The organism is Rhizobium sp. ERR 1071 (genome assembly GCF_007828675.1).
Lineage (GTDB): Bacteria > Pseudomonadota > Alphaproteobacteria > Rhizobiales > Rhizobiaceae > Rhizobium > Rhizobium dioscoreae.
Genome location: NZ_VITM01000006.1, coordinates 1 through 12,130, shown reverse-complemented (window position 1 = coordinate 12,130; position 12,130 = coordinate 1). Strand labels below are relative to the sequence as shown.

At 59.3% G+C, this 12,130-nt stretch carries 12 protein-coding genes, 1 pseudogene and 1 riboswitch; of the genes and pseudogenes, 6 read left to right on the top strand and 7 right to left on the bottom strand.

The window, feature by feature from the left end; translation table 11 throughout:
• The first annotated feature begins 51 nt into the window (after nucleotides 1-51).
• Nucleotides 52-816, top strand: coding sequence for a GntR family transcriptional regulator (locus FBZ99_RS20925; RefSeq protein ID WP_113350921.1), 765 nt, complete (start codon nucleotides 52-54; stop codon nucleotides 814-816).
• A 68-nt stretch (nucleotides 817-884) separates the two neighbouring features.
• Here the strand turns inward: FBZ99_RS20925 and FBZ99_RS20920 are convergent, their stop codons facing one another.
• From FBZ99_RS20920 to FBZ99_RS20895, 6 genes are read right to left on the bottom strand one after another with little or no spacing between them, the layout of a single operon-like run.
• Nucleotides 885-1,988, bottom strand: a complete 1,104-nt coding sequence (locus FBZ99_RS20920; protein WP_113350922.1) for an ABC transporter ATP-binding protein — start codon at nucleotides 1,986-1,988, stop codon at nucleotides 885-887.
• The gene (locus FBZ99_RS20915) at nucleotides 1,988-4,096 is read right to left on the bottom strand and encodes an ADP-ribosylglycohydrolase family protein (protein ID WP_113350923.1); all 2,109 of its coding nucleotides are present in this window, start codon (nucleotides 4,094-4,096) and stop codon (nucleotides 1,988-1,990) included. Before FBZ99_RS20915 ends, FBZ99_RS20920 begins: the two co-directional genes overlap by 1 nt.
• 28 nt (nucleotides 4,097-4,124) lie before the next feature.
• On the bottom strand, nucleotides 4,125-4,958 hold the full coding sequence (locus FBZ99_RS20910; RefSeq protein ID WP_112342903.1) for a carbohydrate ABC transporter permease: 834 nt from the start codon (nucleotides 4,956-4,958) through the stop codon (nucleotides 4,125-4,127).
• Nucleotides 4,955-5,800: a carbohydrate ABC transporter permease gene (locus FBZ99_RS20905; protein WP_113350924.1), complete on the bottom strand. Its 846-nt coding sequence runs from the start codon at nucleotides 5,798-5,800 to the stop codon at nucleotides 4,955-4,957. The genes FBZ99_RS20910 and FBZ99_RS20905 overlap by 4 nt, the downstream gene beginning before the upstream one ends.
• A 51-nt stretch (nucleotides 5,801-5,851) precedes the next feature.
• Complete coding sequence (locus FBZ99_RS20900; protein WP_113350925.1) at nucleotides 5,852-7,171, bottom strand: ABC transporter substrate-binding protein; 1,320 nt, start codon at nucleotides 7,169-7,171, stop codon at nucleotides 5,852-5,854.
• Nucleotides 7,172-7,195: 24 nt separating this feature from the next.
• Complete coding sequence (locus FBZ99_RS20895; protein WP_113350926.1) at nucleotides 7,196-8,209, bottom strand: LacI family DNA-binding transcriptional regulator; 1,014 nt, start codon at nucleotides 8,207-8,209, stop codon at nucleotides 7,196-7,198.
• A 232-nt stretch (nucleotides 8,210-8,441) separates the two neighbouring features.
• Between FBZ99_RS20895 and FBZ99_RS20890 the strand changes: the two genes are divergently transcribed.
• On the top strand, nucleotides 8,442-9,008 hold the full coding sequence (locus FBZ99_RS20890) for a hypothetical protein (protein ID WP_331275826.1): 567 nt from the start codon (nucleotides 8,442-8,444) through the stop codon (nucleotides 9,006-9,008).
• Nucleotides 9,009-9,218: 210 nt separating this feature from the next.
• Here the strand turns inward: FBZ99_RS20890 and FBZ99_RS20885 are convergent, their stop codons facing one another.
• Nucleotides 9,219-10,457, bottom strand: coding sequence for a metallochaperone AztD (locus FBZ99_RS20885; RefSeq protein ID WP_113350928.1), 1,239 nt, complete (start codon nucleotides 10,455-10,457; stop codon nucleotides 9,219-9,221).
• A 162-nt stretch (nucleotides 10,458-10,619) separates the two neighbouring features.
• A riboswitch (cobalamin riboswitch) is annotated at nucleotides 10,620-10,838 on the top strand.
• On the opposite strand from FBZ99_RS20885, the gene FBZ99_RS33195 reads away from it, so the two are divergent.
• The 4 genes and pseudogenes from FBZ99_RS33195 to FBZ99_RS20870 form a co-directional block, all read left to right on the top strand.
• On the top strand, nucleotides 10,822-10,971 hold the full coding sequence (locus FBZ99_RS33195) for a hypothetical protein (RefSeq protein WP_156090755.1): 150 nt from the start codon (nucleotides 10,822-10,824) through the stop codon (nucleotides 10,969-10,971). (Overlaps the previous riboswitch by 17 nt.)
• Before the next feature lie 115 nt (nucleotides 10,972-11,086).
• Nucleotides 11,087-11,308, top strand: a complete 222-nt coding sequence (gene nrdH / locus FBZ99_RS20880; RefSeq protein ID WP_113350929.1) for a glutaredoxin-like protein NrdH — start codon at nucleotides 11,087-11,089, stop codon at nucleotides 11,306-11,308.
• Nucleotides 11,309-11,319: 11 nt separating this feature from the next.
• Nucleotides 11,320-11,715, top strand: a complete 396-nt coding sequence (gene nrdI / locus FBZ99_RS20875) for a class Ib ribonucleoside-diphosphate reductase assembly flavoprotein NrdI (protein WP_113350930.1) — start codon at nucleotides 11,320-11,322, stop codon at nucleotides 11,713-11,715.
• A gap of 116 nt (nucleotides 11,716-11,831) precedes the next feature.
• Nucleotides 11,832-12,130 (top strand): annotated as a pseudogene (locus FBZ99_RS20870) (class 1b ribonucleoside-diphosphate reductase subunit alpha); the annotation flags it as partial.

The following is a 12,130-nucleotide window of genomic DNA, read 5'->3' as shown; positions in this document are numbered from 1 at the left end:
CCAAAAGTCAATGCCTACCCTCGTGAATCGGGCGGGAGGGACGTTGGTGAGTTGGAGCGGGAAAAGATCGACAGCGCGATGGTCAAGAAGGAAAAACAGTCTCGAAGCCTGTCGGAGGAGGCCTATGATCGCCTTGAAAGCATGATCGTTTCCACAGAACTGATGCCCGGCGCACGCTACACGATCCAGCAGTTGCAGCAGCAGGCGGGGCTCGGCCGCACGCCCGTTCATGATGCGGTCAAGCGCCTTTCCGCAAATCAGCTCATCCATGTCAGCCCGCGCTCGGGCCTACGGATCGCGCCTGTCAATCTGGCGCAGGAGCGGACCTTGCTTCCCTTGCGTACGGAAATGGAGGCGATTGCCTGCGGGCTTGCGACCGAGCGGGCGACGCCTCAGGATCACAAGATCCTCAGAACCTTCATTACCGATCTGGAGGCTTCCAAGGCGGAACTCAGCCTTGAGCGATTCAATGTCACCGACCGGCTATTGAACAGAGCGATCCTGACGGCATCCGGAGAGCCGCTCCTGGCGAACACGCTCATTCCACTCCAGACGCTCTATCGCCGTACCGGATGGATCTATCACACCTATCTCGGCCCTGGCGCGCCGATGGAGACGACTGTCGAAAGCCATATATCGCTGTTGCGCTTCATCGTTTCGGGAGATCGAGACCGCACGGAGAAGTTTGTGCGTGAGATGATGGAGGACCTCGGCAATATGTTGCTGAAGGTGCGCCAGTCGATCGATCCGGCAACACTCGATGTCAGCCTTGCCGATATAGCTGTCAGGACCGGTGTCGCCGGGCCGATCAACTGATCGAGCAGGTATCCCGCAAATTCGACATGGCGCGGGTTGAAGTGCCGCCTTACGACGGCGCTTTGGCGTCACGAATGTTGCAGGTCCCGCTCGACGGCCTTATCGGTCAGCCGGCGCCCGCCAGCATCGAACAGGCAGATCCGTTCCGTCCGCGGCTGCAGCCAGATCGTCCCTTCCGGTTCGATATCGAGCCGGTCATGGAAGACGGTGACGATTGTCTGCCCGCCCACCGTCGCCGTTATATGCGTCTCGGAACCAAGCGGCTCGACGACCACCACGCGCGCGGGAATGCCGACATTTGCGGGCGAGAGGGTGAAATATTCCGGCCGGATGCCGTAGACGCCTTCCACGCCGGAAACCCTGGGTGCATTGTCGGGCAGGGGCAGCAGGATGCCCTCATTGGTCTTGAAGACAGGCTTTCCGCCATCAGCGTCGAAACGTCCATTCAGGAGGTTCATGGCCGGCGAGCCGATGAATGCGGCAACGAAGGTGCTTTGCGGGTTGTCGTAAAGCTCGAGCGGCTTACCGATCTGCTCGATATGGCCGCCGTTCATGACGACGATGCGATCGGCCATGGTCATGGCTTCAACTTGGTCGTGGGTGACGTAAACGGTCGTCGTTGCCAGGCGCCGGTGCAGGCTCTTGATCTCGGCACGCATGGCGACGCGAAGCTTCGCGTCCAGATTGGACAGAGGTTCGTCGAACAGGAAGACTTGCGGATTGCGGACGATCGAACGGCCCATGGCGACGCGCTGGCGCTGGCCGCCGGAGAGCTGGCGGGGATAGCGCCCGAGGAGATCGGTGAGGCCGAGAATCTGCGCGGCATGTGCCACGCGCTTTTGCTTTTCTTCCTTCGCGGCTCCGGCAAGTGTCAGCGAGAAGGCCATGTTTTCAGCGACCGTCATATGCGGGTAGAGCGCATAATTCTGGAAGACCATGGATATGTCGCGTTCCTTGGGCGGCAGGTTGTTGACGACGCGCCCGCCGATGCCGATCGTGCCGCCGGTAATATCTTCAAGGCCGGCGATCATCCTGAGCAGGGTTGACTTGCCGCAGCCCGAGGGGCCTACAAGGACGACGAATTCGCCGTCGGCAATGTCGGCCGAGACGCCGTGGAGAACCTCCACGGCGCCATAAGCCTTGCGTGCCTTATCGATGGTGACCGTTGCCATCATACTCCTCCTATCCGGATCTCGTTCGACGACAAGGCGCCTTCATGGATGAGAAGGCCGACGCCGCCGTCACGAAAGGCATCGGCGGCGGTATCTTCCGCCGTCACCGAAACACCGTCGGCCTCGAAGGTGATGCGCGCACCCTGCGCCGAGACCTTCATGGCGATAAGCTTGTCGAACTCGGTCTTGAAGGCGGTTTCGGCAAGAACCTTGGTTTCCTCGTCGCGCACCTTGACGATCTGCATCTTGCCGTCGCGCGTCACGCGTGCGCCGTAGTATCGGCGCAGGCCCTGAGCACGGATGGCAAGGCCGCCGTAATTGCCGAGATGGATCATAACTTGGCCTGAGGCCTGGTAATCGGTCCATTGGCGCGTGCCGTGAATGATGATGCCTTCGCCTCGGTTCTGCGCGATGCGGAAGGCGGCCGGGAAGCGCTTGGAGAAGAAGCTTGCGCCGTTCACCCAGGCCATGCGCCAGAAATCGCCGTCGCCAGCCGGGCGCTTCAATGTCAGTTGGGGCGCGCCGTCCCAGCGGAGATAATCCAGGAACACGCGGCCATCGGCGCGCCTCCCGCTGCCGGCTACTGTGATGCCGATCTCCGCGATGGGCTGGCCGTCGGTCTCAGGAAGGGTCCATTCGAGAATGGCTTCCGAGCCGGGCTCTATGACAACCGGCGCCGAGTCGATGTCGCTCAATTGGTCGCGTTCATCATAGATCCGGATGCGCAAACGCGCTTCGATTGTGCCGCGGTTCTGCGCGTCGGCCTTGGCGCGGGCCTTTACCGTCTGGCCGGGATAGACGAGCGGCGTCGCCATCAGGTCGTAGGTGCGCATGTCGAGCATTTCGCGCGGCGAGAAGGTCGGCGTCGTCACCACGGCGCTTTGCGCCGGCCCCAGGGCTTCGTAATCGATCGTCAGCGCGCGCCCGCTTTCGAATTCGGTATTGCCGACACGCACGCTGCTTGCCGCGCCGAGACCTGTCAGTGGGCGGAAGCCTTGCTGGCTGCCGGGGAGCGAGAAGTGAAACTGCGCACCGTTCTTTGGGGCCTCGAGCGATTGATGGCCGGCAAGCTGTAGACCGAGATTTGTCAGGAAATAGGCCTGACGCACGGCATCGTTGATGGAATTGCCGCCGTCGGCCGATGAGATCAGCATGCGGTCGGCGATGGGGCCGCGGAAGTCGGGGCCTTCGGCAAGTCCATCAAGGCCATTCATTATGCCGAGCAGGCAGCCGACATTGCCGGCGTTACAATCCGTATCCCAGCCCGACGTATTGACGATCATCTGCGCCTTCTGGAAATCGTGCGGCGCATAGAGCACCGTCATGATCATCAGTGCGTGATTGGGCATGATATGGCAGTTGCCGGGATATTTGTCGTAGCCGTAATTGTCCTGGATCTTCTGGCGTGTGTCGCGCCAATCGGGATGCGCCTTGTGCCAGGCCCTGATGTCGGCAATCAGCCGGGCGATCTGGCTATCGCTTGGGATCTGCTTGAGCCCGGTATCGATCAGATGGTCGATGTCGGAGGTGACGAAAGCCTCGGCTTCCATCGCTGCCCAGAGCATGGCGGCATAAACGGATTCGCCATCATGGCTGACCTTGCCGGCCTGTTCTGCAAGCTTGGCCGCGAGTTCCGGCTGACCGGGGGCAACCATCGCCCATCCATCGATGAAGATCTGGGCGCCGATCTGCTCGGCAACGCCCTGGCCATTGGTGGTGATCGAACCGGACTGCGGGGCCGGCACGCCCTTCTTGAGATTAAGCCAGGCGGTGTGTTCGGTGGAGTTGCCGTTGCCGCCCCACCAGAGGATCGCGCGTTCCTCTACGATGTAATTGAGCCAGGCCTTGCCGATTTCTTCGGCGGAGAGGTTCGGCTTGATGCCGTAATCTTCCAGCGCGCGGATGAAGGTGAAGGTGCCTGCGACATCGTCGTCGGTGACGACGAGCGGCTGGTTCAGGCGTTCATGCACGTAATATTCGATAGGACCGAGTTCCTCCATAATCTTCTGGTAGGTCCATCCCTCGAAGGGGCGGCCGAGATAGACGCCGATGAGCTTGCCCAGGACACCAGCATAGACGCGTTCGAGATAGTCGTTCGGAAGCTGCATTGCTTACTCCATTTATCGATAAATTCGTTCAGCCTTTGACGGAGCCGCCAGCCATGCCTTCGATGAAGCGCTTCTGCATGAAGACGAAAAGCGCGACGACAGGCACGACGATGATGAGCGCTGCGGCCATGATCTCACCCCAATCGGAACTGTACTGGCCGGACAGCAGGAAGAAGGCGATGACGGCGGTCATGTTCTCCTGCTTTTGCAGGAAGGTCGTGGCGATCAGGAACTCGTTCCAGGAGTTCAATCCGATAATCAGCGCCACGGTGAGGATGCCCGGCGAGACGATCGGCAGCATCACCCGCCAGAAGACCTGCCAATGCGTAGCGCCGTCGACGATCGCTGCTTCCTCAAGCTCCTTTGGAACCGCCAGAAAATAGGTTCTGAGCAGCATCACGGCAAAGGGGCTGTAGAGCGCGGTGTAGATCAGTGCCACGCCGAAGATGTTGTTGATGAGCCCGAGCTTGGCGAAGCCGAAATAGAGCGGGAAGATATAGAGCTGGATCGGTGCGGTCGTGGTCGCCAGCAGATAGAAGGTGAAGATCTTCCAGCTTTTGATCTTGCGGCGCGCGATGACATAGGCCGTCAGCGACGATGTGGTGCAGACGAGCGCGATCGTCGTGCCGGAGACGATCAGCGAATTGACGAAAGTCTTCGAGAATTTCGCGTGGTTCCAGGCATTGGCAAAATTCTGCCAACGGATCGGCTGCGGCAAGCCGAGCGGATTCTGCACGATCTGAGCCGCCGGCTTCAGCGAGTTCAGCACCAGAAGCGCGATCGGGAAGAGGGCGATGAAGGCGAATATGCCGAGAAGGATATAGCAGATCCAGAGGGTCAGGCGGCTTTCCACGAGCCTCATTGCTCGCCCTCCCTGGTCTGGATGCGCACGTAAAAGAAGGTGCCGATCAGCCCGAACAGGCTGATGACGAGGGCTGCGGCGGCCGCTTGTCCGACGTTCAGATCATAAAAGGCCTTGCGATAGGCGAGTGTCGAAAGCAGTTCGCTGGAGAAGGCTGGGCCGCCCTGGGTGAGGATGTAGACGAAATCGAAGGCGAGGAACGACCAGATGACGGTCATGATCATCATCAGCGTGATCGTCGGCCGGATGCCGGGAAGCAGCACATAGCGCATCATCTGGACATAGGTCGCGCCCTCGATGCGGGCCGCCTCGATCTGTTCCTGCGGCACCTGGCGGAGTGCGGCGAAGAAAATGACGCAGAGAAAGCCCCACCAGTGCCAGAGGTCGACGGTCGCGACGCCGAACAGCGCGATCGGCGGTTGGGTCAGCGGATTAGGGATCGGCAGCCCGTATTTTTTGAGGAGGCCGAAGACACCGGTCACGGGGCTATAGATCATACCCTGCCAGATGCGGGCCGTGATCGCGGTCGCGATGACGACGGGCAGGAAATAGACGACCTGAAAGAAATTGCTGCCGCGGCGCACGATCAGCAGCATCGAGGCGGCAAGCAGCCCCATGAGGATTGGCACCGTCAGGAAGACGATGGTCCAGATGATGTTGTTGCCGAGCGCCAGCCAGAAGACGCGGTCACCGGCAAGTGCGCGGAAATTGTCGAGGCCCGCAAAGGTGGGCGAGGAAATGCCGTCCCAGTTGCAGAAGGCGAGTGCCACCGTCAGCAAAGCAGGGACGAGGACGATGATGATATTAATGATCATCGTCGGAACGAGATAAAGTCGGTGCATAATATCCTCCGGACGAGGACGGCGCTTTCAACGCCGTCCTGCGGCGGCTTGTCAGGTGCGGGGTGGGACCGCCGGCGCCTTGCCGGCGTCGCGTTCCTGCTTGAAGGTCTCGTCAAGCTTCTTCAGGAAGTCGGCCGACTTCGTTTTCTTGAGCCAGACCTCTTCCATGCCGCTGACCAGGTATGTGTCTGTGGCCGGCGGCAGGAAGGTCCAGGTCGTGTAACCGTATTTGCCGGCGGCGACTGCGCCTGCCAGCTGCTTCATGGCGTCCTCGTAAAGAGGCAGGACTTTATCGGAGAGCTTGACCTTGGAGAGATCGGCCAGCGGCAGGTTCCATTCGCCCTGCCAGACCGAGTTCATCTTGCTGTAGTAGTCGTCGGTGAACATGTAATCGAGAACGGCAGCGGCGCCATCGGCATTGCCTGACTTGGCGTTGATTGACAGCGTCGAGCCGATGCCAAGTGCGAAGATCGGATCGCCCTTCTCGCTCGGGAAGCCGACGAAGCCGGGCTCCGCGTTGTTCTGCGGAAAATAGGTCTGGACGTTGGTGAAATTCCACGTGCCCGTCGGTGCCATTCCGGCCTGGCCGCTGGCGATCTGCGCGAAGGCCTGTTCCAGCGTCAGCGAGAAGTAGTTGTCACCGAAATATCCCTTGTCCCACCACTCCGCGAGCTTGTCGATCGAGTGGACAAAGGCGGGATCGGTCCACGGAATGGCGCCTGTCAGTGCCTTGTAGACATTCTCGGGTCCGGCAATCGAATTGATGGCGATCGAGACATAATGCTCGTTGGCCGGGCGCCAGTCGGCATTGCCGGCACCGAATGGGGTGAGGCCCTTGGCCTTCATCTCGTCGGCAAGCGCCTCGAAATCTGATATGGTCGTTGGCACCTTCCATTTGTTCTGTTCGAACAAGGTCTTGTTGTAGAAGAGGCCGAGCGTTTCGTATGTCTTCGCGAGCGCGTAGAGCTTGCCGTTGTAGCGGCCGAGATCGAGGAAGAGCGGCAGCAGACGCTCGTCCCATCCGTATTTCTTGGCGTAGTCGTCAAGCGGCATAAGCTGACCGGCCTGTGCCATTGCCGCGACATAGCTCGGGCCGGCCGTGAAGACGACATCGGGGCCTGTGCCGGCCAGCATCGCGACGCGCAGCTGCTTGTCGAGATCCGAGCCGCGGAAATCGATACTCAGGAGGTCTTCGGGATGTGCCGCATTGAACGGGTCGATCAGAATGTTCTTGAGGTTATCCTGGTTCTCCGGCGAAGCGGATTCGTACCAGAAGGATACCGGCTTCTGATCCGCCGCGAAGGTGAAGCGGGACATAAGCGGCAGGGCAGCCAGGCCGAAGCCGGCTTTTAAAACTGTACGTCTGTGCATCGGTTTTCTCCTCCCGATTTGGTTTTATTCGTTGCTCGTCGAACCCCTGACGATGAGATCGAAGGGCATTTCAACGGCGGTTCCAGCACCGGTCTTCTCTCCGCGCAGGCGATCCATCAGTGTCTGCGCGGCACGTTCTCCCATTTTCCATTGAAACTGCGCGACCGTCGTCAGCGTTGGGGTGACGAGCTTGGCGGCGGAAATATCGTCGAAACCGACGACAGCGATATCCTCGGGGATGCGGATGCCGCGCTCGCGCAGCGACTGCATCACCCCGATCGCCATCAGGTCGTTTGCGGCGAAGATAGCGGTCGGTCTGAAATCGCCGTTGAGGATGCTCTCGGCCGCGCGGACGCCGCCCATCTCGGAAAATTCGTCATCGATGACAACATGGTCGGGATGGCCGAACTCTGCGAGCGCCTTACGATAACCCTCGATACGGTGTGCCTGCGGACCGCCGCGCCCGGCGACGAGCGCGATGCGCTTATGACCGAGGCCCAGCAGATATTCCGTCACCGTCTGCGCCGCCGCCCTGCTGTCGACATAGATGTCGTCGATCGGGATTTCGCCGCCGCGTTTCTTGGATGATTCAATTCTTACTATGGGAACGCCGGCTTCGACCAATGGATTGAAATCCTTGGCCTTCAGCGTGAAGAAGACGCCGACCACGCCATCGACACGGCCCTGTCGGGCCCAATCGAGAAAATGACGTTCCCGCTCGGGCGTCCCGTCGGTGTTGACCGTGATCACATCGTAGTTCTGGCCGTCAGCGACCGACTGAATGCCGCGGATCAAAGACGGATAGAACGGATTGGTGATGTCAGGCACGATGCAGGCGATGGTCATCGTGCGGCTCGTCTTGAGCGCTTGTGCAAAACGGTTTGGCACGTAGCCAAGGTCCTTTGCCGCCTTGGTGATACGCTCCCATGTCTCCGCCGGGATGGATGCTCCGCCGCCGCTCAGCACCATGGAAACGGTAGCCTGCGAAACCCCCGCAGCCCTTGCGACATCCTTTTGCGTTGCTCGTCCGTTTTTCATCACTCACTTTGCTTATACGTATTAGTTATACGTATCAATAAAAGTTCGCAGGCTGAGTGTCAAGCGTCGTCATCGCCTCTGCCCATGCTTTTGGCGGAGAGGCTGCCGTGCTTTGGAGAGGTGCCGTTTATCGATATGGGCGTTCGCCTCAGGGCGCTCTGGCCTGCTCGGCCGAGCTTCATGGAAGCTTGCGCCCTAGCTTACGGGCAAATGGGTACTGGTAGCGCCCGCCTTGCTATTTATCTTACTGCGGCTTGTCTTGAGACCAATTTTTCCCCCATCACTGGAGTTTTTGACCGATTGGTACAGTCATGCCGTTTATATGGCCGCGTTCCTTATGGGAGCTGTGATGGCAACGCGTGACAATTGCTGGGATGCTATTGTCAACATGCGGAGGCCGGCATTCATTCTGACGGTCGCTTGCGCGGTGGCTTTGGTATGCCTGTTTCCCAGCCTGCCTTCCAGTGATCCAGAAATGTGGCGGCTGTCTGTAGGGAGGGTGCTTGGTGGTACGTTCCAGTGGTGCGCGATCGTCGCCGTTCTCGGCTATGCGAGGATTTGGTGCCGATCGGAAAACGCCGTGATCCGCTATCTCAACAGGGCAGTTCTCACCTACTACGTTCTCCACCAGACCGTTATGCTGCTGATCGCCTATGGGTTGGATCGTATGGGGCTCTTGTCCGCCGTGTCGTTTATCCCGATTTCCGTTGCGACTTTGGCAATCTGCGCTGTGGCTTACGAACTGAAGCTTCGTTTGGAGAGTGCCGCGAACGCAATGTTTCGCCCGCACGCTGCCTGATATCACGGGCGGGCTTGGCAAATCGGATTCTTATCGATCGTCAATTGTCGGGAGCTGGCCGCGCAACCGGCTCCCGTTGCGATGATCTACAGGTCGCGATCGATGGCATCGCGCTTAAAACATGGCGCTCCAAATAGGCGGCGGCAGTCAGAGACTGGCTGCCAACAATCAATGATCTGAGACGGATCGCAATCTCTACATCTCAGGCTCTCAATGCACCGCTCCCGATCCGCCGGCCGCAACGATTGCAAAGGGTTGCCCCTCGACGGGAATGGTGCGGACTTCCTTCAGCGATTGATTATCGACCATGCGCACGAGGCTGTGGCGGGGATCGGTAATGGCGACGAGGTTGCCGGCCATCGCCAGGCGAGGCCGCGGGTCGCGCCAGTGGCCGTCCTTGCTGTAAGGCTCGGTAACGGTTTCGGATTTCACGATCGCGCCTTTCACGACGTCAAGAAGGTGCAGAATGCCGTCCTCCGTGAGAATGTAGGCGATCTGCGGCTTTGCCGGATCGAGTACGAAATCGACCCGTCGTGTCGGCAGTTCGATCAGCTTGTATGGTTGGTCAGAATTGTCCGGATCGATCAATACGACGTTCTGCTCACCATAATTGCCGAGGAAGTATTGCATGGACGTGCCGCCGAGCAATGTCGAGACCTTGCCCTTTGGCAGGGAGGGGGCATAGGCAAGCATCTCAACCTTTGGGCCGTCGATGCCGCCAGGGCGCGCGATCAGGACACCTTCCTCGCAGCCGAAGGCAACCAGCCGGGCGGAGGTCGCTTCCCCATGAAGCCCTGTGCAGCGCTTGATATCGCCGACCTGCTCTCCCTTTCGGTCCAACACGCGCAAGCCGAAGCGCGGCGGCAATTCGCCTTCCTTGAGAGGTGCCTCCATGTTCGGCGCCGACACGAGAAGATGGTTGCCCATCGGAACGGCAACGCCATGGTGGGCGGCGATCGTCCGGAATGAACGAATATCTGCTTTGCCTTCGGCAAGGCCACTTTCGGACAGGAGATCGAACTTGTCGTCGCGATCATAGAAGATCGCGACATCGTTGCCGTGTGTCACCACGTGCCCGGGCTTTTCGCCTTTGACCGATGCTGGAAGCAATTTCGGATCGGAAAGCTCGATATCGCGATGTTCGCCGTGGTCGGAGAGGGATATGCCGGTCGCAATCGCGTGGACCACATTCTTTTCGCCTTGCACGGCAAATATGGTGCGGCCGGATTGACTGAGAGACAGGGAGGCATGGCCGTCAAGATCGAATCGGCCGATTTCCTTCCCACTCGAGGCATCGATCGCGCGGACGATCGGCAGGCTGTGATCGGCGACGAATAGGCGCCAGCTTTCCATCTCTTTTTCGTCGTCGGCAAACGATGGAAAGGCAAGCAGGAGGGCGCAAGCCAGGGATGAGGCCGCCAGGAGGATACCAGAGCTCGTGTTAGGCATGAAGGATCCTTTATGTAATAACATTACGTGTGCAGCGTAATGAAATAACGCTGTATCTGTCCAGCCCCCCCTGTGCACGCATCAGGCGAGATTGTCGGAATTCATCAACATCGAAATGGGCTTGAGGCCATCGAAGCAGTTGACGCAATTTTAACTGAAGATACTATATATAGTGTTCGAGGTTCTTCTGATTCGCAAGGATTGGAGGCTAAGACGGGAATCCGGTCGGCGAACATGATGATCGCTAAGCCGGAGCTGCCCCCGCAACTGTGAGCGGTGAGCATTCGTTCGATGACGTCACTGAGACCCCCGTGTCTTGGGAAGGCGAGACGAATGTTATGACCCGCGAGCCAGGAGACCTGCCTTGAGCATTGACGTCCACGGGCGGGGTGTCCGGCTGGCGAGCGATGATCCATGCGGCATGATGGCCGCCGTCGCTTCCTCGAATACCTCGCTGAAGAACTTCGGGGTGAAGTGCATGTTCCTGAGTATCCATAGTCGCCGGCGCGAGTGACGGACGCTTAAAAGCGTCCGGCCGCCCGCTAGGTTTGCCTCCACTTTTCACCCGACGAGCGGGCATCACCCGATGCCCGAGCGATTTTCCATGCCCATCCATACGAGGATATCTCATGAGCATCACCGTCTACAGCAAGCCCGCCTGCGTCCAGTGCACAGCAACGACCCGCGCGCTTGATCGCCAAGGCATCGACTACACCATCGTCGACGTGTCGACCGATGCCGCCGCCTATGAACTGGTGCAGGGTCTCGGCTATCGCCAGGTTCCCGTCGTTGTTGCCGGTGAACAGCATTGGGCCGGCTTCCGTCCCGACATGATCAGCGCTCTCGCTTAAGGATCCGGGCGGTGGGCGGGATCGTCTATTTCTCCAGCCGGTCGGAAAATACCCATCGCTTCGTTGTCAAGCTCGCATTGCCGGCTGCTCGTATCCCGCTTGCCGTGGGAGACGAGTTTCGTGCGGCCTCGCCCTACGTCCTGATCGTTCCGACCTATTGCGGCGAAGGCGGCAAGGGGGCCGTGCCCAAGCAGGTGATCCGCTTCCTCAACGATGCGGGCAACCGTTCGAACATCCGCGGGGTCATCGCCGCGGGCAACAGCAACTTCGGTGCGACCTACGGGATCGCCGGCGACATCATCTCTGCCAAATGCCAGGTGCCGTATCTCTATCGGTTCGAACTTCTGGGCACGGATGAGGATGTCACCAATGTCAGACATGGATTGGAACGATTTTGGATACGCTAAGCTCTTCTTTGTCGCGGGACGCGGGCGAAAAGCCGCATAACACTTTTTCTCATCCCGGGAATGACCGGCAAGCCAAGGCCGCGGAAACCGCTTTGGACTATCACGCCCTGAACGCCATGCTGAACCTCTATGACGAGCACGGAAAAATTCAGCTCGACAAGGACCGCATGGCGGCCAAGCAGTACTTTCTCCAGCACGTCAACCAGAACACGGTCTTCTTCCATAACCTGAGGGAAAAGCTCGATTATCTGGTGACAGAGGGCTATTACGAGCAGGAGGTGCTGGATCAGTATTCCTTCAATTTCGTGCGCGATCTCTTCGACCACGCCTATGCGAAAAAGTTCCGTTTCCCGACCTTCCTCGGCGCCTTCAAATACTACACAAGCTACACGCTGAAGACCTTCGATGGAAAGCG